The following is a 20,279-nucleotide window of genomic DNA, read 5'->3' on the forward strand; positions in this document are numbered from 1 at the left end:
GGTGCCGGTGCCGGTGTCGGTGCCGATCCACCAGAGCATGCGCCCAGGTCCTCCCAAACGCCCCATGCACCCGACTGGGCGGGATTGTCGCCTTGAGTCCACCACTTGTTCTTATAGTTATGTCCGTTATAGGTCACCTTAGTCCCCGGCGTTTCGTATGCTTCGGTTGCTGACCATGTTGCGTAGCACCCCGATGCCGGAGATGGTGCTGGTACTGGTGCCGGCGTTGGCGTTGGCGTTGGCGTTGGCGTCGGCGTCGGCGTCGGCGTCGGCGTCGGCGTCGGCGTCGGCGTCGGCGTCGGCGCTCCTCCCGCCGCCCCCACATCGCGCCACAACGTCGGCGAACCGGACGGCGTCCACCCCGCGCCCGGATAGGCCGTATGCGTTTGCAGCGCCTGATACAGGCGACCGTTATAGGTCACGGTGGTGCCCGCCGTGTAGGTCGTCCCTTCCTGCCACGCCTGCTGTGCATAGCCGGCGCCAGCATAGAGCACCGTCACAGCCGGCAACAAGGCAAACCTCTTATAGACATGTGACCTCATATCGCCTCCGCTCAATCGCGATCCATCCGCGCGCTCAATCCACCCTACCGATCCGACAAGCCGTCCACACGCTTCAACCCGCACACCTCACCGCCTGACCATCCCGTTGCTCGGGTACATCACGAACTTCCATTCCCGGTAGCTCGTCTGCAGCGCGAAGCTCGCGTCCGCGTCCGAAAAACCATCCCGTTTCAGCGGCACACCATCCGCATCGCTATAGACGCCATAAAGCTCACCGTTGGGGCCTGTCACAAGCTTCCAGTCACCATGCGTGAGCGGATCCCCATACGCCGCGCGCAAATGCCGGCGCGGATATGAAACACGCGGGTCGTGCAAAAGATCGTCGACGCTCCGAGGAAAAGCGCCATTGCTCTCCGCGCGCACATAACTGTCGATCGCACGGCGAATCGCGTCGCCCCTTCTCAGCAACTCGTCTTCGTTGGCCCGCGTGATATTCGTTGCCCACATTTCGCCGACCCTCATCAGATAGATTGATATCAGCGCGACGCACATCAGCGCCCATAACATGACGACACCCCGCTCACGCCGCCGGTAGCCGAGGACGGAACCGCGACCGCAGCCACAGCCGCGTCCACGCCCCGGCCCACGCCCAAGCGTCAAGCAGCCAAAAGCCTCGTCACCAGTTCGCGTAATCCGTCCCATCTTTCGCCTTGCCTTTCGCACCGCTATGCACGTCGTACACGCCGGGCTTCCCGTCAGGCGGCGGCGCCACCTGCCACGTGCTCCGGCTCTGCGTGATCGTGTCCATCGGCACTTCCCGCAGATAACGCCGCGTGACGAGTTCATCGAGCGTTTCCGGATATCGTCCCTGGTCCGCACGGAAGCGGTCGATCGAATCGCGCATCATGCTGAGGTTCTCGCGCAGCACCGTTTCCCTCGCCTTATCCGTTTGCCCGAAAAACTGCGGCACGACGATCGTTAAAAGCGTCGCGATGATGGCCAGCACGACTAACAGTTCTATCAGCGTAAATGCCCGGAAAGCACGCTTACCCATGTCGATCACCACCTCCGGTAAGGAATCCCGTTGATCCCCTGCTCGTCCGACAGCGAATACACGTCGTACACGTCCGTGCCTTCGCCGGGCGAATCCGGCGGGCTTGCGTAACTGCGCTTGCCCCACGTCTGCGCATCGGCCTTGCTCGGGCAATCGCACATCGGATCGCGAGGAATCCGGCGCAGAAAGTACAGGCGCGCGTGCGTCGGACTCGTTTTGTCCGGCACACCGTCCACCAGCACGCTGAGCGTCGGCGGATATCCGCTGTCGCCCACCGTCCGGTCGATCTTTCCTGCTTCCGCTGCCGCCTTGTATGCATCGATCGCATCGCGAATCCGCCACAGATCACGCCTCAACTCCTCCTCCTTGTCGCGTTGCGCAGCGATCTGCGTGAGCGGCAGCGCGACCATCGCAAGCGCCGCCATGATTGCCAGCGTGACGAGCATCTCGATCAACGTGAAGCCGCGCTGCATGGCCGTTTCCAGGGGCTACCGGTCTTTTCCGCCCGGCGGCTCGAGCGCCGGCGGCGGCGTGTTCATTCCCTTCGGCGGCACCTTGATCGCCGTTCCACCGCTCAGATCATTGCCTTCGGTTGTGATCCGGGTTTCCGTGCCCGAATCGAACGCGACCGCATTTCCCGCAGGGATCGATTGATTGCGCACGATGCGCGGCGTCAAAAGCAGAATCAGTTCGGTCTGCTTTTCGTCGTCGACCTTCGTGCCGAAGATCCGGTCGAGTATCGGAATCCGGCTCAGGCCCGGCAGGCCCTGTCCGCCGCTTCGCTCGTTGCGCTGTAACAGCCCGGCGAGTATCTGCGTTTCATTGTTGTTGACGCTCATCACCGTTTCGGCCGTTCGCGTGCCGATCTGATATGCGACGAGGCCGCTGCTCGTCGTGATCGTATCGGTGACATTCGACACCTCGAGTTTCAGCTTGACCTGTACTTCGCGTGAATTGACGATCGACGGCTGCACGTCGAGCGTCAGACCGACGTCCTGATAGTTGACGCTCTCGGAGCTGAAATTGCCGGACAAGGTGGTGGTCACAACGGGCAAGCGGTCGCCGATCAGCACTTTCGCCTTCTCGCGGTTCCTCACGCGGATTCGCGGATTGGCGAGCGTCTTGGTCTTGCCCATGCTTTGCAGCAAGTCGATGCCGACGGTTCCGAGTCGCACGATCACATCGCTGCTGTTCAGATGATGCAGCTCGTCGAGTGACACGAAGCCCGACGGAAGCGTCGTCGTATCGGTCTCGTCGGGTGTCGGCCGTATGCCGAACTCGATCCGGTCCGGATACCGCACGCCGAGCTGCAAAAGGTCCGTCGACGATACCTCGATGATCTGCGCTTCGATCACAACCTCCGCTGGCGTCACATCCATTGCCGCGATCAGGCGTTCGGCCACCGCGATCGTCTCCGGCGCATCGCGCATGATGATCGCATTGGTGCGCTCGTCGATTACCGCGTCGCGCGTCTTCACCATCTGCTTGAGCACGGCCAGCACCTGCGGCGCCTGCGCATTCTGCAAATAGAACGTGCGCACCGCGAGATCGCGGTATTCGGTTTCCTTGTCCTGCCGCTTCGGATAGATGAGCAGCGACGTGCCGTTCACCACCTTGCTCGCGAGCTGATTGGCCTGAAGCACCATTGCCATGACCTGTTTGACGGGCGTATTGGTCGCGAAGATTGTCGTCGGCGCCGTGGCCGCGACGTCGTGATCGAACGTGAAGTTCAAGCCGGTGATATTCGAAACGAGCTCGAAAATGCTGATCAGCGGCTGATCGCGAAACTGCACCGTGATCGGCTGACTGAGGTCGCGCGTCAACGTAGGTGTCAACTCGCGGCCCCGCGGCATAAGCAGGTCGTCGCGCAAACGGGCGGCGCGAAGATTGCCCGGTTGCCGCCTGAGCACGTCGCTGGCTATCGCAAGCGCTTCGTCCGGCCGTTCCGCACGGATCGATTCGGCATACCGCACAGCCGAATCGATCGGCCCTTGCGTATCGATCCACTGGAGCATCTGCGGAGGATTGTCGTCGCCCGGCGACGCCTGCTGCGCCTTTTGCGCCCACACGCGCGCCTGCGCGAGATCGTTCGCGTAATAGGCGGTCGTCGCGCGCGTCAGGTAGTCTTCCATTACACGGCGGCGCATTTGCAGATAGTCGCTGCGAACCTGCAAGTCATCGGGATACTGAGCGGATTGCTGCGCAAGCAGCTCGAGCGCCTGATCCGGCGGCAACGTACTCAATTGCGTCTCGAGCTGCTGCCGGCGCATGTCTGCCGCACATGCCGCGAGCACGATCAGCAACAGCGCCACGCACAACCGGGCAAGCCGCATCATCGGCCTCCTCCAAACGTCAACTGCTGCTTGCGCTTCAACGGCAAATAAAGAAACCTGACCTCGCGCTCGCTGACGCTCTCTATCCGGTACTCGTTCAGCAGCACATCGCCCACGCGCAAAAATCCTTTCTTGTTGCACTGCGCGCACAACATGAAATCCTTGCCGGCCGCATTCAGCACGACATAGAAGGCGCCGTGCTGATCGAGCCATAACGAGCGAACGACAAACGGCAACGGCGGCGGTTCAGGCGGCGGTGGCGGCGCAGCGGATACGGGTGATGGCGGAGGAGGCGGTGGCAGCCAGTTCTGACGCGGAAACACGTCGACCATCGCCATCGCGGGTGCCGGCGGCACCGGCATTGCCGCAGCGGCAGTTCCTGCGTTTGCAGCGCGCGCAGCGTCCGAAGAAGGGGGCACGGCCGCCCCGCTTCCTGATGCCGCGCGCGCGGGCCGCGTGGCTGAAGCAGTAATCGCTGGCGTGTTGCGCTCGTGTGATGTCGATGTAGGTGCTTCATGTCCCTTCCAGTATGCGAACGTGGCCAGCCCCGCGGCCACGACGAGCAGGCCCTGCACCGGCCTCGAGATATTCATCGACCGGACATCGACGCCCTTCATTACGCACCCTCGACGAGAAACGAGCACTGGATGCGTACTTCGAGCTGTGTCGCGCCGATGTCCGGGCGGGAGACCGCGATGCGCTGGCACCGCGCGCCGGGCAGGCGTCGAAGGTCGGCAAAGAAGCCGCGCAGTTGCAGGTAAGTGCTCGTAAACGACGCACTGACCGCATAACGCCTGAGCGCCCCTTCTTCTTTGGCCGGTTCATAGCTGACCTGCGGTAATGAAACGCCGTTCTTCAACGCGATCGCATGGAAGCTGTGCAGGAATACGAAGAAGCGCTGGTCCGCGCTTGCCGGACCGGCAGCTTCATCGGGTACCGGCGGAGGCGGTTCAGTCAGTTTCGCTGCGCGCGTCTCGAGTTCATGTTCACGCGTGGCGATATCGCGCGCCGTCGGGACGATCTCGAACAGAGCGATCGCGATCACCGCGCCGACGAGGATTGCCGCGAGCAAGCCCGTCGTACCCAGACGCCACTGCATTCGCCTCGCCTCCCAGATCAGCCGGTTCATCGATGCACCTCCGCCGGTGCGCCGGCCGCGGCAGTGGACGGCACAGACGCCGCGCTTGTCGCGACTTCACCGGCATTCGCGCGCCACGTGATTTGCAGCGTCGTTTCGACCGATTTGACGGGCGGCCCCGGTTTCTGCGTCTGCCGCGTCACATTCACACGCTCGGTAGCCGGCTGTGCCTCGATCCAGTCCGCGTACGACAGCGCCTCCTGTGCCGTTCGCGTTTCGAAAGTCATGTTGATCTGCCGTGAAGTCGTGACCACCTCGAGCGAGAGGAACGCAATGTTCGGGTTCCATCCCCGTTCGATGAGGTCGCGCGCCGGCTCCGCCGCATAGCGCTGCTGCGCCATCAGTGCTTCGGAATGGGGGTTGCCGGGATTCCGATGCGCCTTGCCGATCACCTGGTATTTCTGCTCCTGCCGTGCAATCGACGTCTCGCGCTCGCCGAGCGCCTCGCCGTTGCGCTTCAGATGGTCGAGATACTGCATCGCGACCAGCAGCAGACCCACGGCAAGCAGCAGCGCAACCATGCCCGGCGCCGCGCCGGGACGATTCGCCCTTGCCATGTCGAGGCCGAACGTCTTCATACCGGGACGCTCCATGGCACGGTCAGCCAGTGCGTGCGCGACGCGTCGGCTGCGTTGCGGTCCACGGTATCGGGTGCAATCACGTAGATCCGCTCGGGGAACGGCGCATCGCATAAACTCGCGGCATCGCGAAACACCCGGTCGAACGGCTCCAGCGCGGGCAGCGTGACAAATCCGCTCCAATGTCCCTTGCTTCGAAATCCTATGTTTGCGATGTAGACGCCCTTCGATTCCATCTCCTCGAGTTCGACCACCGCAATTTCACCGTCGGCGATTTGCCGGCGGTGCCGCGACACCGCATAGGTGTACGCGGGTTCGACCGTATGCATGCTGATCCTGCGCTGCTTGCACTGGCGCGCAAGATACTCGCACAGCAGCTCGGGCACCGCCGCGGCAAGGCGCGCGCTTCCCCATCCGCGGTCCTGCACATTGAAGCGCCATGCCTCGGCGCCACCGCCGCCGCCCTGCACGAACTGCATGCGTGCCAGCGGAAGCCAGTCGACGGGCCGCGGCAACGCGCGCCACGGCAATGCGTAATAGCAGACGAACGGTGCGCCGACGAGCAGGCGCAGGCGATGCACGCCGAGCGTCTCGGGCTTCGGTAGCAATGCGTCGAGCGCAGGCAGCGCGGCTGAAATTTCATAGGGATTCGCCAGAGAAAAAACGGCTTCGACCTGGCCCGAGGCACTGAAGCGGCACGCGCGATAGCCATCGAGCCATACTGTCGATTGACTCCACCACTTCAGCTCGCGCGGCCGCGAGGGCAACCATCGGGTCAGATGCGCCGCCCGCACGCCGGATGTGATGCGACTCCATGACAGGGCCATTGGGATCTCCGTCGCTCACGCGCTATTCGATCATCGTCACGCGATTGACTTCCGCGAGCGTCGTGCGCCCGTCGGCTACCGCGCGCAGCGCGACCTGCCTGATCGGGATAAACCCGCTTTGCTGCGCAGCCTCTTTCAATTCGACCATCGGCCGCCGCTCGACAAAGCATTGCTTGATCCGATCATTGAGCCGCAGCACTTCCCCGATGGGCTGCCTGCCGAGATAGCCGGTGCGCCGGCATGCTTCGCAACCGGCGCCCCTGCGGAAGCGCCAATCGCGTACCTGTTCGCGCGTCAATGCCGATGCATGCAGCAAGGCGTCGTCGGGTGCGGCATCGTCGCGAACGCAATGCGGGCAGTTCTTGCGCATGAGCCGCTGCGCCATCGCGCCCAGCAGCGCGTCGACAAAGCTGTGCATATCGACGCCCATATGCAGAAAACGATCGAGCACCGAGAAGACGTTATTGGCGTGAACGGACGTGAGCACGAGGTGCCCCGTCAACGCAGCCTGCACCGCAATGCCCGCGGTTTCACCGTCACGTATTTCGCCGACCAGAATCTTGTCCGGGTCGTGCCGCAAGATCGACCGGAGTCCGCGTGCGAATGTGAGGCCCTTCTTGTCGTTGATCGGTATCTGCAGTACGCCCGGCAATTCGTATTCGACCGGGTCTTCGATCGTGATGATCTTTTCTTCGCCCGTGTTGATTTCCGTCAGCGTCGCGTACAGCGTCGTGGATTTGCCCGACCCCGTCGGTCCGGTCACAAGAATGAGGCCATACGGTTCATGCGCGACCGCACGGAGCGCTTCGACGATATCGGGTTCGTGGCCGATCGCGTCGAGGCGCAACGAGGTGTTGCCCGACTCTCCGCGCTGCTTGTCGAGCACGCGCAACACGGCGTCTTCGCCGTGAATCGACGGCATGATCGACACGCGGAAATCGATCTCGCGCTGATTGATGATTGCGCGGAAGCGTCCGTCCTGAGGAATTCTGCGCTCGCCGATATCGAGGTCCGCCATCACCTTCAGGCGCGACAGCACCTGTTCGGCGACCTCGACACCGGCCGTCGACGCCGTCGTCTGCAACACGCCGTCAATGCGGTATTTGATGACGAGCCCCGTCGCCGTGCTTTCGATATGGATGTCCGACGCCCGCGCTTTCAATGCGTCGTATAACGAAGAGTTCACGAGACGGATGACCGGATGCACATCGGCCGCAAGCGTCGCGAGCGATATCTCCATGCCGGCGTCCGCCGTCGCACTCGCGGCGTCGCCAACATTGATCTGCGTGAGCGCCTGATGCGCGGACTCATGGACGGCGAGATACGCCAGCAGATCCGCGGGCACGCAAAACGCGAATGCGAAGCTTGCCTTCACGCGCTGCATTGCCCATGCACGCAGATAGCGGTCGAACGGATCGGGCAGCACGAAAAGCCGCTGTCCGTCCCGGTCGCGCGCCAGCACGCAATTGCGCGAGATCGCCTCCGCGAAAGGCAGCCGATCGAAGCACGGCTCCATCGCTTCGAGTTCTTCGGCATCGAGGCCGCGCAACCCGGTTAGCCCCGCGACGCGCTGAAGATAAACCGAAGGATCGTGCTCCGCGTCATCCCATAGCCGGACCTGCATGGTGCGCGAATCCGGGGCATCGTCTTTAGCCGTGAGTGCCTGGGCCGTTCGAGCGTGGAGCAGTTGCGCCATGATGTCACCCCACGCTGCCCGCAAGCTGAAAGATCGGCATGTACAGCAGGAAAATCACCGCTCCGACGATTCCACCCACGACGAGCATCAGCACCGGCTCGACCACGCGCATCAGCGTATCGATCGCACGATCGAGTTCTTCGTCGCAGAACTCGGCCGAGCGCGTGATCATCGCCGGCAACTCGCCGCTCTGCTCGCCGACCCGAATGAGCCGCTCCGCGACCGGCGTCGTCAGATCGGCGGACGGCAACGCGGCCGACAGCGCCTGGCCCGCGCGAATCGATTCGACGGCCTGCGCAAGCGCTCCCTGCATCTGACGCGGCAGCAGCTGCGCCGCGAGCTCCATCGACGCGACCACCGACATGCCGCCCGACAGCAATAAGCCAAGCGTGCGGTAAAAGCGCGTCAGTGCGAAAAGCCGCTGATAGGCCGCAAGCCGCCGGAAGCGGAACAGCACACTCATGATCCTCGCCCTGACCTTGCCGTTACCGAGCGACCAGCCGATCGCCGCGATGCCCAGCGCAAGACATATGAGCAATACGGCGCCGTGTTCATGAACGAGGTCTCCCCACCACAACATGACTTTTGCGGACAACGGAATGTCCTTCATCGACGCAAACACCTGGCTGAACTTCGGAATGACATAAAACGCCAGGAAAACGATGATCAACGTCCCGGTGGCAATGACGATCGACGGATACACCATTGCCGACACCACCTTCTTGCGTACGCCATCGAGCCGCGCATCGTAGTGGTGATAGCGCTTGAGCGCCTCGGCAAGATGCCCGGTGCGCTCCGCCGATGCAACGGTTGCAACATACAGGGCCGGAAATTCCCCGGCCTGCCGCTCGAGCGCCTTCGAGAGCGGCAAGCCTTCGTACAGCGCGTCGACGATGGTCTGCAGCACCGTTCGGTTGATGCCTTCCTTGCTCTTGTCGCGTAGCGTTTCGACGGTTTCCACGAGGCTCAGTCCCGCTTCAAGTAGTGCGATCAGTTCCTGCGTAAAGAGCGAGCGCTCGAATACCGGCTTGCGAAACGACCACGCGAAGCTGCGCGATTCCATCGGCGCAACGCCGACGACCGACATGCCCATCTCCGCCACGGTCCGCCGTACCTGCGCTTCGTCATCGCCCGGCAATTCGAATTCCTGTTCGCCGTTTTCGCTTTTGACTATCACCCGGTAGCGCATGACGACCGCCGATCAGGATCGTTCTACTTCGAAAAGATGTCAGCGTCCTCGCCCGTTCCGCCCGGCTTGCCGTCCGCGCCATAAGTGAAGAGGTCGTAGTCCTTTCCGTTTTCTCCGGGGATCCGGTAGTTATACGGTTTTCCCCATGGATCGTTCGGAATCGCGCTGCTCATATACGGACCTTCCCACCCCGGCGTATTGCCCTGATTCGTCATCAACGCCGACAGGCCGACGTCGCCTGGCGGATAGTGACCCGTATCGAGCCGGTAGCGATCGAGGGCGCTTTCGATGCCCTTCATCTGCGACGCCGCGGTCTTGCTGCGTGCCTTGCCGACTTCGCCGAACAGCTTCGGACCGACATAGCCGGCCAGCAGCGCGATGATGAGCAACACCACGAGCAGTTCGAGCAAGGTGAAGCCACGCCAGCGGTCCACGCGCCGTTGCGGATGCAACGACGCGGTGTCGTGGGCCGGCGCAACGCAGGCGGCCGGATCTCTTTTCAAAGGTAGGCGCATATCACTTGTTCGCTTCACCGAGGATTCTGGTCAGCTCCGCATCCGGCGTGTCGCCGTCGAGCTCCCACGAGAACACGCCCCTAAGGTTCTGCTGCTTCGCGTAGTCGACTTTCATGCGGACCGTCGTAGGCGTGTCGTAGGACCAGAACGTGGTGCCGTCGAACTTCCACGATTGCTTCGCCACTGGGTGCTCATACACGGTACCGGGCGCGCTCTTCAATAGTCTGTAATCCTGTATGCCTTCTTCGTACTTGCCGGGTGCCGGCTTCGTGGCCTTCTGGTAGAGACCGTCGCCCTTCGGTCCGGCGGTCACGCCGGTCCAGCCGCGGCCGTAGAACGGAATGCCGACGACGATCTTCGACGGCGGCACGCCCTTTTCAAGCAGGCTCCTGACGGCGGCATCGACGTTATAGGACGCGCCGGTCTCGGTCTTCGCATTCGGACTGTCGGGATCCTTGTAGAGATTCGATTGAAAATCGGTGGGGCCGGCCGACTCCCATCCGCCATGGAAGTCGTAGGACATGACGTTGATCCAGTCGAGCGATTTGCTGTATTGGGCGGGATCCGTATTCGCGATCTTGTCTCCCCCCGAGCCGATGGCAACGGTCAACAGATATCGCTTGCCCTTTTGCGCACCGATCGCATCGAGCTGCTTGCGGAACTCCGCCAGTAGCAGCGTATAGTTTTGCTTATCGTTCTGGTCAATGACGTTATAAGGTTGGCCGCCCCCACCCGGAAACTCCCAATCGATATCGATGCCGTCGAACACGCCGTCTGCGACGCCTTCGCCGCCGGCATTCGAACCCGCATCGAACGGCAGATTGCCTTTGATGTAGACGTCGATGCACGACGACACCAGTTGCTTGCGCCCGGCGTCGGTCGACGCGGCACGTCCGAACCATTTCGACCAGGTCCAGCCGCCGATCGACAGCATGACCTTCAGGTTCGGGTACTTCGCTTTAAGTTGCTTTAACTGATTGAAGTTACCCTTGAGCGGTCCAGCCTTGCCGTTGCGCGGATCGTCCCACGCGTATTGCCACGGGTCCGAGGCCCCATTCACGGATTCGCTGGCCGAAAATCCTTTCTGATAGTCGGCCCATCCGTCGCCGCCGGTGCCCGCATCGGGCGCATCCGGATTGGTTGCGCCAGGCTCGGCCTTGGTGATGATGTCGCATTCGTAGCCGCCGTTCTTCGCATAGATGTTGCCGAATGCGTAGTTAATGAAAGTCAACTGCTTTGCCTGACCCGAGGTGTCGATGTCCTTCACCTTGAAGTTGCGGTCATAGATGCCCCATTGCGCGAAGTATCCGCCTACCTCGTGCGCGCTTGAGGAGGGCGACGGTGCCGGTGATGGGGCAGGCGTTGGCGTTGGTGCTGGCGTTGGTGCTGGCGTCGGCGTTGGCGTTGGCGTTGGCGTTGGCGTCGGCGTCGGCGTCGGCGTCGGCGTTGGCGTTGGCGTTGGCGTTGGCGTTGGCGTTGGCGTTGGCGTTGGCGTCGGCGTCGGCGTCGGCGTTGGCGTTGGCGTTGGCGTTGGCGTCGGCGTTGGCGTCGGCGTTGGTGTCGGCGTTGGTGTCGGCGTTGGTGCTGGCGTCGGCGCTGGCGCTGGCGCTGGTGTTGGTGTTGGTGCTGGCGTCGGAGCCGGCGCGGGTGAGGGCGACGGGCCACCAGCACATGCGCCCAGATCCTGCCATACGCCCCAACTGCCAGACTGCGCGGGATTGTCCCCTTGCGTCCACCACTTGTTCTTGTAGTTGCGTCCGTTATAAGTCACCAATGAACCCGCATTGGCATACGCTTGAGTCGCCGACCATGCGGTATAGCATCCCGCGCCCGAGGGCGTCGGTGAAGGAGCAGGCGTCGGCGCGGGTGTGGGTGCCGGCGCGGGCGAAGGTGCTGGTGCTGGCGAAGGTGCTGGCGAAGGTGCTGGTGCTGGTGCTGGTGCTGGTGTCGGCGCCGGCGAAGGCGAAGGCGAACCACCTGTCGCCCCCATATCTCGCCACAACGTCGGAGAACTCGAAGGGTTCCAGCCCGCGCCCGCATACGCGGTATGCGTTTGCAGCGCCTGATAAGTGTGGCCGTTATAGGTGACCGTGGCGCCGGCGGTGTAGGTCGAACCTTCTTTCCACTCATCAGCCAGCGCGCCAATCGAACGGGTTGCGAGCAACAACGCAACGAGTGCTGACACACAAGCCCCGTTCTTCTTGATCTTCATAAGATCTCCTGACGCATTCCGGCACTGCGACCGACAGCCACGATGCAAAACAAGACATGCGACGCAACTGCTGACCCAACCTTTTATTCCCCACGACACGCCTTTGCTAATAGATAGGTCATTCAAATCGATCAATCAAGAGTTAACCAATAAATCCACAACCTCCCCTTCTATTTATTCAAGTTTGAAAAGATAAATAAAATATCAAACATTCCACTACGACGTTGACTAGCCTCCGGATCCAGAAAAACCGCGCCACGCCGTGCTGCGCCGGGCAAACCACCAGCGCGACATCCGGCCACTTGATTGGTGACATTAATTTCATTAAAGCGTCGTTCATTAGTCGCGCGTTAATTAATGTCCAATAAAGTAATTTTTCTATTCATCCAGAAAATAACATCGCAAATCTACTATCATTTATTTCCGCAAATCCGACCGGCAATCGACGGAGGCGTCAATGGGAGTGATGGATGCCGTATGGACGGAATGGCTGACGACCAACCTGAACCGCGGATGCACGCACGCATCGATCGTCGAAGCGATGGTGCGGGCGGGCATCGATGTGTCGATGGCGCGCGATGTCGTGCGAAGCGCGGTTACGGCGGGCAACGGTGAGCTTGCAACAGTCGTCGACGCGGCTGTCAACGATGCCAGCCCGTACGAATACGACGCATGCCCCGTCACCGAGGGCAATTGCATCCGTGCGTACGATCGTGACATATCGGTGCTGATCCGCGTCGCGTGTCCGCAGATCATCGTGTTCGACGACGTGCTGTCGGGCGACGAGTGCGCGGACCTGATCGAGCGTTCAAGGCACCGCCTGAAGCGATCGACGACGGTGAATCCCGACAACGGCAGTGAAGACGTGATCGAGACGCGCACGAGCGAAGGCTGCTGGTTTCCGCGATGCGAAGATGCGCTGATCGAACGGATCGACCGGCGCATTGCCGCGCTGATGAACTGGCCCATCGACCACGGCGAAGGTTTGCAGATCCTGCACTACGCGGCGGGCGGCGAGTACCAGCCGCACTTCGACTACTTTCCGCCCGATCAGGAAGGCAGCGCGGTCCACACGTCGCGCGGCGGGCAGCGCATCGCGACGCTGATCGTCTATCTGAACGACGTCGAAGGCGGCGGCGCAACGATCTTTCCGGAAGCAAGCATCGCTGTCACCGCGCGCCGCGGCGGCGCCGTGTACTTCAGATATATGAACGGGCGCGGCCAGCTCGATCCGATGACGCTGCATGGCGGCGCGCCCGTGACGAGCGGCGAGAAGTGGATTATGACGAAGTGGATGCGGGAGCGGGTGTGTGAGTAGCCAGTCGAGGCGGTTGGTCAAAGCTTTAATATCACCCGTTCACTGCAAGGCCGCGTACAACAGCTGAGCCGATAACCGCTCTCCCGCTCGCGGGCTGAAAGCCCTACATCGGATGTCGATTCGACTTCGCCGTCAACAATCCGAATCTTGCACCGACCGCATATACCGACCCGGCATTGATTTGGAATCTGTACGCCATTCGCTTCGAGCGTTTCAAGCAACGTATTATCTCGCGCCGCGTGCAGTTCAACCTCACGGTTTGCAAGACAGATCGTGGAAGACATGTCTCCCTGAGCCGCATGCGACATTACGTCGTCGGCGAACTGAACACGTTGCTCATGCTGGTCGAGAACGACGGCATCTGGGAAGGCGTGGCCAATTTTCTGCTCCCAGGCCCTCACGAACTGACCGCTGCCGCAGATGACGACCGCATCAGGCGAATCGATTTCGTTCACCAGCGTGCGCAAATCGGGACGTCCGGATGCGAGATATGAGATACCTGCGCGAACTTGCTCGCGTGTGACAAATGTCGAAACCGAAAACCACGAATATCGCGCTTGCATTGAAAGCAATTCGGCAAAATAGATGAGATCGTCGAAACGCGGTACACACGCGATCAAACGTATGTTCGGCACGGCCCGCCCCCGTTGGTGGAGCCTTGCAAGACCGCGTGCAAGACCAAGGGGAAGCGTAATGCCAATGCCTCCGCAAATCATAAGGACATTGCCGTAGCTTAGGAGCGATTGACTCGTCAACACCCCCGATATGTCTTCCGCAATCAACATCGAGTTTTCCGTAAGGAGCTCGTGGATAGCCGCGGAAACTCCCCGATCCGATTGACGCTTCACGGCAATCTCAATGACGCCGGCTTCCGGCTTGCCTGTTATCGAATAGCGTCGTCGCTGCAAGCGGTTAGTGGAATCCGGAAAGCTTATCAAAAGGTGCTTGCCAAGGTTGCATTCACCATAGCGCTGACGATCGAGCAACCGGAGCCAGTATGCGTTGACCGACCGCGACATTCTGATGACATCTTCGCACCTGAGATGGAGTGGCTGTTTCATTTTAATTCTGAAGTTCGGCGCATCACGTTGTTTGGCACGATCTAGCCATGTAATACGTCCAGCCCCAATTTCTCGAGCAGATTTGCCACAGAGTTCGTATAGACATTGATCTTGTCCGATTCCATGGAGTCGCTAATCATTTCCTCGCGATGAGGAAATGACAACATCCCCAAAGCCGCCGCCCATGCACCCAGCTCGTTGTCCGCGAACATTTCTACGGTTCGCTGGACGATACCCGCGAACCAGCGGCGCTCGCTTTCCGATAGCGATGCGACGACATGTTCAGCAGCAACACTGAACACACGTGAATGCCCCCATTCGTCCATCGCGTGCGATCGCGTGACCTCCCGGCAGATCGGCTGAATGTCCGTGTCAGCGGCCAGCGTGTTGAGATAGTCCGTGATCAGCGTCTCACTTGCCGCAGCGATTGCGAATTTCGCCAATCGACGCTTTCCCTCTGCCTCGCAATCAGCAAGAAGCCGCTCTCGCCACATCACAAGATTGAATTTTGTGTAGTCGAGCGGGACGAGCTTGCGATGACGATAAATATAATTGCATGCCGTAATCGACATCTTCGTGTGCAAGGCTTCGTCCAGCAATGCTTCACTCATGACCTGCTGCAACTCGTATCGCGCAGCAGCGCCTCCGAACGGTCGCTTGATGAGGTCTTCGCATGCCGGCATCACGATGTCACACTCCACGTAGACTGTCTTCAGGTTATAGATAGCCCACGCATAGGATAGTGCGGCCGCCTTGATGTCATCAGGAGCCTCCTTCCAGCGTGGATGATTCCGGAACGGCAAAAGTGCCTCCGGGAAATCCGCTCGCTGTGGTTGAAAGCTCAGAGAACTGTGATCGACCAGCCCATGGTTGACCGTAGCGCGTTCTCGCCATAATGCTGAGAGCTTGTTGAGCGTCTCTTTCACGTGACTTGATGAAACAGCTTCATCGGTGAGCATATCGTCTCTCCGCAAAACGATGGTGTTCCGGTCGCGTACAAGTCGACCGGAAGCCGGAAATTTAAAAGGAGTTATCGCGAAGCGCCGCAACCACGATTACTGGCGATGAATTGCTCGAGCCGGCGGCGACTTCACACCAGTCGCACATGTATCGCGCGCAATAGTTCTTCTGAATATCCCGATGACCAGTCCGAAAACAATCACGACCATCGAAGCTAATTCAGGCAAGCTCACCTGTTCGTCGATGAGGAAAACCGATGTCACGATGCCAAAGATGGGGATCATCAGCGATAGCGGTGCAACGACGGAAACTGGATATAGCTTCATGAGCGAGTTCCAGCCCCAGTACGCAAAGTGCGTAGCGAGGTAGACCTGGAATGCCAGCGAAAAGAGCGCTATGTCATGCAGATTTTGCCAGGAGACGATGAACGGTCGGCTTCCGTCCGTGATCCAAACTCCGAGCAACAACGGTACAGGCGGAAAGAGGCTGGCCCAAACCATAAACGAAAATATCTCTTTGACGCCTGACTTCTTGATGATGACGTTCCCAACACTCCAGGCCAATGCACTCAAGACAATCAGCAGAATGCCGGCGACCTGATGCACCCCCTTCTGAGCAAAGAGAATCCCCAGTAAGCCGATTAGCACGATCACTGCACCGACAATTTGTGCGCCACGCAACGCTTCGCGGAACAACAGCGCCCCCCAGAACATCGTGAAGAACGCACTCAGTTGGATAATCAAGGATGCAATGCCAGGGGCTACGCCTTCCGCGATGCCGTAATTGATCGCCCCCCACATGCCAATACCGAAGATCAGACCGTAAGTGGCCACATATCCAAAGTGTACTGACGGCCGACGCACGAGAAATACGAGTGGAATGGCAGCCAGCGCGAATCGTACGCCTGTCAAAACAAACGGGTCCAGTGAATCCAGTCCCACCTTCGTGACGGGGAAATTGATGCCCCATACGAACGTAACGACCAATGCAAGAGCAAGATGCTTTTTTTCCATATGTTCTCTAGAAAGGGGAGGAGGAACAGCCACGCTTATGCTGCAAGCGCTCTGTGCCCTGCGTGAATGCCTGGCCTGATGACACAAATGCACCCGGTCCACATCATTCCTCAACGCAATGCAAAGCGCTTTTGCAGCAGGCAGAGGCCCGCGATTTCCATCAAAACGTGGTCGGCCGCGGGGCGCTGCGCATCAGGCAATGAACGGGCAAGGGCGACGAAATCCCTCACGCGCGAGGGCTCGAAGAACGGCAATTCGTGCAACAGCGGACTGGCCAGCGTGTCTGAGACAAGCTGGAAAAGCCTGGAATTCGGGTTGAGCAGCGACGGAGGTGCGCGAAAATACTGCTTCTTTCGATCCAGGATCACTTTCGGAAGATACGGACGCATCGCCTCGCGCAGCACGTACTTTTCCACACTGCCGCGAATCTTCATCCAGACCGGCAACTGCGATACCGCCTCCACGACATGATGGTCGAGCAGCGGCGGGCGACCTTCAAGACTACCGGCCATTTCCAGTCGATCGCCGAGTGTTGCGAGTACGAGATTTGGCAGGCTAGATTTCGCAACGGCATAGAGCGACTGATTCACGGGGTCCCAGTCGTCGAAATCGGGTGGCCCAAGTCGATCGAAGAACTGACGATAAGGTGCCGCACAAGCAGACGCCCGGCGATACTCATCGGAAAACAGCGTCGCAATCGGCTTGAAGAGCGCCGATTGCGCTTCAATCCACGCAATGCTGCGCCCGAGATTCGCGTTGACCCAACCCACGTCGTCAGTCGGCTTCCCGAGATAGCGATTGTCATCGGCATTAATACGTTCAAGCATGCGGCCGATCTCATCCGGATGCTGGTGTTCCGCGTTAAAGCGCACCATGTCGCGACGATAATGCGGATAGCCGGCAAACACCTCGTCGGCACCCTCACCCGTCAATACCGCGCGCATCCCTTTGCCTTGAATGAACTTGCAAAGGAGATATTTGGCGATGCTGTGCGCATTCGAGAACGGAGTTTCGGTGTGCCAAAGCGCATTTTCGAAATGATCGGCAAGGTCGTCCTGACTGACCGAAAGAACATGTAATTCGGCTGCGTTGTGGGCTGCCGCCGCTTCCGCGTAACGGCGCTCGTCGTATCCGTGTGCGCCTTCGAACGATAGGTGGAACGCCAGCAACGGACGTGTCGAAAGTGCCGTCGCTACGCCCAGCACCGCTGAGGAATCAATCCCGCCGCTCAAGCAGACGCCTACCGGCACGTCCGCGTGCAGCCGCAGGCGGACGGCTTCCTCGATCACCGCACGCACGTCTGCAATCATTGCCGCTTCAGAGCGATCATGGTCCATTTGATCACGCGGCGGAAATTGCCAGTCCCACCACACCTTCTCCTGCAAACCGCTTCGATCCGCGAGCAGTAGCGTGCCGGGCCTCAGGCTGCGCACGCCATCAAACAGCGTCCGATCCCGTAGTACGAACCCACGATTCGCGTACGCGTCCTGATCCCACTTGGCTGGTAGACCTGCAGCCAGTAGGGCCTTGATTTCAGAACCGAAGTAGTACGCCCCTTCAAATTCGGCGTAGTACAGAGGCTTCACCCCGATGCGGTCCCTCACAGCGACGATCGTCTCGAGCAAACGGTCATAGATGAGAATCGAAAATTCTCCGCGCAGTTGCTTAAGACCCCTCAAGCCATGCCGGCGATAAAGATGCAAGGCGATCTCGCTGTCCGATGACGTCTTGAACCGACATCCTTCCAACTCGAGCTCGGTCCGGATCCGTGCAAAGTCATAGAACTCACCATTGACCATCATCACGACATCCGCCTCGTCCGCCACAATCGGCTGAGTGCCGTTGCTTAACCCGACGAGTCCGAGTCGGACATATCCGAATGCGACTCTACCTTCTGGATCGAGCCAGATGCTGCGGCTATCCGGCCCCCGATGATGAATCGCGGCCAATGCAGCATCGAACTGCCCTTGAGCAAACTGCCTCGCATGTCTGGAAAATATTGCGACGTAGCCACACATATCAGTAATCCGAATCTAAAATAATATGTTCCCTTAAACTAACCAAACCTATACCAAGCGACGCGCTATTTTTTCCGATGCAAGAATGTGTTCATTCGTTTGGCTGTTTCCGGACTTGATTGAACAATGGAAGCGATCAACGCTTCTGTATAGAGCCCCTCGTCGCGCCCCTGCTCCACAATGCGAGGCAGTGCATGAATGATTGCGTGATTAGTCATGGCCATGTTTTGCGCAGCGGTCGCTGCGAGTTCGGCCGCCTTGTCGATTGCCGCTCCGGCAGGCACCACGTATTGCGCGACACCTCTTGCCAGGCTTTCATGGGCATATAGCTTTCGCCCGGTGAGCATCATGTCCATCATGAGTGCAGTGCCCGCAATTCGCGGAAAGCGGACCGACCCTCCTACTCCGACGTAGAGGCCGCGCGCGCCCTCCGGTAAGGAAAACCATGCAGTCTCATCGACGACGCGAATATGGCAAGCCATTGCCATTTCAAGTCCAGCACCGATCGCCGCGCCAGAGATTGCCGCAACCACGGGGACACGGCCAAATTGAATGAGATTGAAGACTGTTTGCCATTCCCGGAGAAATTCGAAACAGTCGATCACCGATTGTCCGCCGACCTCGGTTAGGTCAAGTCCGGAACAGAAATGCTCTGTCGTGCTGTGAAGTACCGCGGCTCCGATGTCTTGGGGAATGTTCGAGAAAATATCGCTCAGTTCCAGCAGCATTGCTTCAGGCATAGCATTTCGCTTTGCCGGCCGATTCAATCCAACCAGCAATACGTTTTCCTGCCGGGAAACCTTGACGAAGGCCTGTTCCATTGTCGTGCTCAGCGCGCTTACGAGAAACACCGATGCTAGCGCGCCTCCCCTCAGGCCAGATTGCGAATTCAGGCGGTCTTGTGCCAAGATTGGGCCACGTCGACCGTGGTATTCGCATTACCGCGATGTTCTGACAGAAACACAGTCGTGCGTGTATAGGTGTCGTACTTCCGTACGGAACATCTCCGTATCCGGCACTCCGAATTTCCTACAAGCTTTCCACATACAAAGCAGAAAGTGGTTGATGAAAAACAGCAGCTACCCGACGGTGTACGCGTAACGAGCAGGCACTTCGGCACGGGTGAAGTATTCGCACGTCACACGCATACGGATGGTCAGTTCGCATTTGCGGTGACGGGTGGAATTTCGATGTTTACCGACAACGGGAACTGGATCGTTCCTGCACAAACGGCGATCTGGGTGCCGGCAAACGTCGGCCATGAAATGCATATGCATGGCACCGTAACGATCTTCAACACTTACATTGGGCCGGACGCAACGCGTGTCGCGGCACTGCCGCCGCATTGTCAGGCTTTTGGCGTTTCTACGTTACTGCATCATCTGTTCGATGCGATGGTTTCGGCATCACCCCAGGCGCACTGTCGTCGGCAACGAATCGAGGCGCTATTGCTGGACGAACTGAGCTGTATGCCAAGGCTTCCACTTAGCATCCCGCTGCCGCAGGAGCCGCGGCTCGCGCGCGCATGCCGCCAATTTCTCGATTGCCCGAGTCAAGCAATCCTGATTGATCAGATGGCGAAAACGGCAAATATGAGTCGTCGGACATTCACGCGCCAGTTTCGCGATGCGCTCGGCGTAAGCTTCGCCACATGGAAACAGCAAGTTTGCGTTTTGGTGGCACTGTCCCGTCTTGGCGCTGGGGCAGCTGTCAAAGACGTCGCAATCGATCTCGGATACAGCAGCGCAAGCGCATTTTCGCTAGCGTTCCGGCAATTACTCGGCGACTCTCCAATGCGCTATCTGACGCGATACCTTGAAACGACGATCGCATCATCAGTAACGGACAGGCATGCGGACTAAAC

21 protein-coding genes and 3 pseudogenes are annotated in these 20,279 nt (G+C 59.7%); 2 read left to right on the forward strand and 22 right to left on the reverse strand.

Annotation, left to right across the window (positions count from 1 at the left end):
* From ACYPXD_RS25530 to ACYPXD_RS25610, 17 genes and pseudogenes are all read right to left on the reverse strand, one after another.
* Positions 1-137: pseudogene (locus ACYPXD_RS25530) on the reverse strand (glycosyl hydrolase); the annotation flags it as partial.
* 1 nt (position 138) lies between these two features.
* Positions 139-360 carry a hypothetical protein gene (locus ACYPXD_RS25535; RefSeq protein ID WP_459717656.1) on the reverse strand — a complete coding sequence of 74 codons (222 nt, stop codon included), beginning with the start codon at positions 358-360 and terminating at the stop codon, positions 139-141.
* A gap of 29 nt (positions 361-389) precedes the next feature.
* Positions 390-542, reverse strand: a pseudogene (locus ACYPXD_RS25540) (carbohydrate-binding protein); the annotation flags it as partial.
* 87 nt (positions 543-629) lie between these two features.
* Positions 630-1,070: a type II secretion system protein gene (locus ACYPXD_RS25545; RefSeq protein WP_459717659.1), complete on the reverse strand. Its 441-nt coding sequence runs from the start codon at positions 1,068-1,070 to the stop codon at positions 630-632.
* A gap of 109 nt (positions 1,071-1,179) precedes the next feature.
* Entirely contained in the window at positions 1,180-1,557 is a 378-nt protein-coding gene (locus ACYPXD_RS25550) for a type II secretion system protein (RefSeq protein ID WP_459717662.1), read from the reverse strand.
* Positions 1,558-1,562: 5 nt separating this feature from the next.
* Positions 1,563-2,030, reverse strand: coding sequence for a type II secretion system protein (locus tag ACYPXD_RS25555; protein ID WP_459717665.1), 468 nt, complete (start codon positions 2,028-2,030; stop codon positions 1,563-1,565).
* 15 nt (positions 2,031-2,045) lie between these two features.
* The gene (locus ACYPXD_RS25560) at positions 2,046-3,893 is read right to left on the reverse strand and encodes a secretin N-terminal domain-containing protein (RefSeq protein WP_459717667.1); all 1,848 of its coding nucleotides are present in this window, start codon (positions 3,891-3,893) and stop codon (positions 2,046-2,048) included.
* The gene (locus ACYPXD_RS25565) at positions 3,890-4,483 is read right to left on the reverse strand and encodes a hypothetical protein (RefSeq protein WP_459717670.1); all 594 of its coding nucleotides are present in this window, start codon (positions 4,481-4,483) and stop codon (positions 3,890-3,892) included. The genes ACYPXD_RS25560 and ACYPXD_RS25565 overlap by 4 nt, the downstream gene beginning before the upstream one ends.
* A gap of 23 nt (positions 4,484-4,506) precedes the next feature.
* Positions 4,507-5,019 carry a hypothetical protein gene (locus ACYPXD_RS25570; RefSeq protein ID WP_459717672.1) on the reverse strand — a complete coding sequence of 171 codons (513 nt, stop codon included), beginning with the start codon at positions 5,017-5,019 and terminating at the stop codon, positions 4,507-4,509.
* Positions 5,016-5,606 carry a hypothetical protein gene (locus ACYPXD_RS25575; RefSeq protein WP_459717675.1) on the reverse strand — a complete coding sequence of 197 codons (591 nt, stop codon included), beginning with the start codon at positions 5,604-5,606 and terminating at the stop codon, positions 5,016-5,018. The genes ACYPXD_RS25570 and ACYPXD_RS25575 overlap by 4 nt, the downstream gene beginning before the upstream one ends.
* The gene (locus ACYPXD_RS25580) at positions 5,603-6,433 is read right to left on the reverse strand and encodes a hypothetical protein (protein ID WP_459717678.1); all 831 of its coding nucleotides are present in this window, start codon (positions 6,431-6,433) and stop codon (positions 5,603-5,605) included. Before ACYPXD_RS25580 ends, ACYPXD_RS25575 begins: the two co-directional genes overlap by 4 nt.
* 22 nt (positions 6,434-6,455) lie before the next feature.
* Positions 6,456-8,129, reverse strand: coding sequence for a GspE/PulE family protein (locus ACYPXD_RS25585; RefSeq protein WP_459717682.1), 1,674 nt, complete (start codon positions 8,127-8,129; stop codon positions 6,456-6,458).
* A gap of 4 nt (positions 8,130-8,133) precedes the next feature.
* Complete coding sequence (locus tag ACYPXD_RS25590; RefSeq protein ID WP_459717685.1) at positions 8,134-9,318, reverse strand: type II secretion system F family protein; 1,185 nt, start codon at positions 9,316-9,318, stop codon at positions 8,134-8,136.
* A 23-nt stretch (positions 9,319-9,341) separates the two neighbouring features.
* Positions 9,342-9,752 carry a type II secretion system major pseudopilin GspG gene (gene gspG, locus ACYPXD_RS25595; RefSeq protein ID WP_459717688.1) on the reverse strand — a complete coding sequence of 137 codons (411 nt, stop codon included), beginning with the start codon at positions 9,750-9,752 and terminating at the stop codon, positions 9,342-9,344.
* Between the two features lie 82 nt (positions 9,753-9,834).
* Positions 9,835-11,100, reverse strand: a complete 1,266-nt coding sequence (locus ACYPXD_RS25600; protein ID WP_459718508.1) for a glycoside hydrolase family 18 protein — start codon at positions 11,098-11,100, stop codon at positions 9,835-9,837.
* Positions 11,101-11,113: 13 nt separating this feature from the next.
* Entirely contained in the window at positions 11,114-11,506 is a 393-nt protein-coding gene (locus tag ACYPXD_RS25605) for a hypothetical protein (protein ID WP_459718535.1), read from the reverse strand.
* Positions 11,507-11,580: 74 nt separating this feature from the next.
* Positions 11,581-12,045, reverse strand: a pseudogene (locus ACYPXD_RS25610) (carbohydrate-binding protein); the annotation flags it as partial.
* A gap of 457 nt (positions 12,046-12,502) precedes the next feature.
* Between ACYPXD_RS25610 and ACYPXD_RS25615 the strand changes: the two are divergent.
* On the forward strand, positions 12,503-13,363 hold the full coding sequence (locus ACYPXD_RS25615; protein WP_459717691.1) for a 2OG-Fe(II) oxygenase: 861 nt from the start codon (positions 12,503-12,505) through the stop codon (positions 13,361-13,363).
* 17 nt (positions 13,364-13,380) lie between these two features.
* Here the strand turns inward: ACYPXD_RS25615 and ACYPXD_RS25620 are convergent, their stop codons facing one another.
* The 5 genes from ACYPXD_RS25620 to ACYPXD_RS25640 form a co-directional block, all read right to left on the reverse strand.
* Entirely contained in the window at positions 13,381-14,424 is a 1,044-nt protein-coding gene (locus ACYPXD_RS25620) for a 2Fe-2S iron-sulfur cluster-binding protein (RefSeq protein WP_459717693.1), read from the reverse strand.
* 41 nt (positions 14,425-14,465) lie between these two features.
* Positions 14,466-15,383 carry a diiron oxygenase gene (locus tag ACYPXD_RS25625; protein ID WP_459717696.1) on the reverse strand — a complete coding sequence of 306 codons (918 nt, stop codon included), beginning with the start codon at positions 15,381-15,383 and terminating at the stop codon, positions 14,466-14,468.
* 96 nt (positions 15,384-15,479) lie between these two features.
* On the reverse strand, positions 15,480-16,397 hold the full coding sequence (locus ACYPXD_RS25630; RefSeq protein ID WP_459717698.1) for an EamA family transporter: 918 nt from the start codon (positions 16,395-16,397) through the stop codon (positions 15,480-15,482).
* Between the two features lie 110 nt (positions 16,398-16,507).
* Positions 16,508-18,415: an asparagine synthase (glutamine-hydrolyzing) gene (asnB, locus tag ACYPXD_RS25635; RefSeq protein WP_459717702.1), complete on the reverse strand. Its 1,908-nt coding sequence runs from the start codon at positions 18,413-18,415 to the stop codon at positions 16,508-16,510.
* A 65-nt stretch (positions 18,416-18,480) separates the two neighbouring features.
* The gene (locus ACYPXD_RS25640) at positions 18,481-19,236 is read right to left on the reverse strand and encodes a crotonase/enoyl-CoA hydratase family protein (protein ID WP_459717705.1); all 756 of its coding nucleotides are present in this window, start codon (positions 19,234-19,236) and stop codon (positions 18,481-18,483) included.
* A 237-nt stretch (positions 19,237-19,473) separates the two neighbouring features.
* Here ACYPXD_RS25640 and ACYPXD_RS25645 point away from each other — a divergent pair, with 237 nt between their 5' ends.
* The gene (locus tag ACYPXD_RS25645) at positions 19,474-20,277 is read left to right on the forward strand and encodes an AraC family transcriptional regulator (protein ID WP_459717708.1); all 804 of its coding nucleotides are present in this window, start codon (positions 19,474-19,476) and stop codon (positions 20,275-20,277) included.
* Positions 20,278-20,279 lie beyond the last annotated feature (2 nt).

The sequence above is a fragment of the Paraburkholderia sp. 2C genome, from assembly GCF_054589215.1.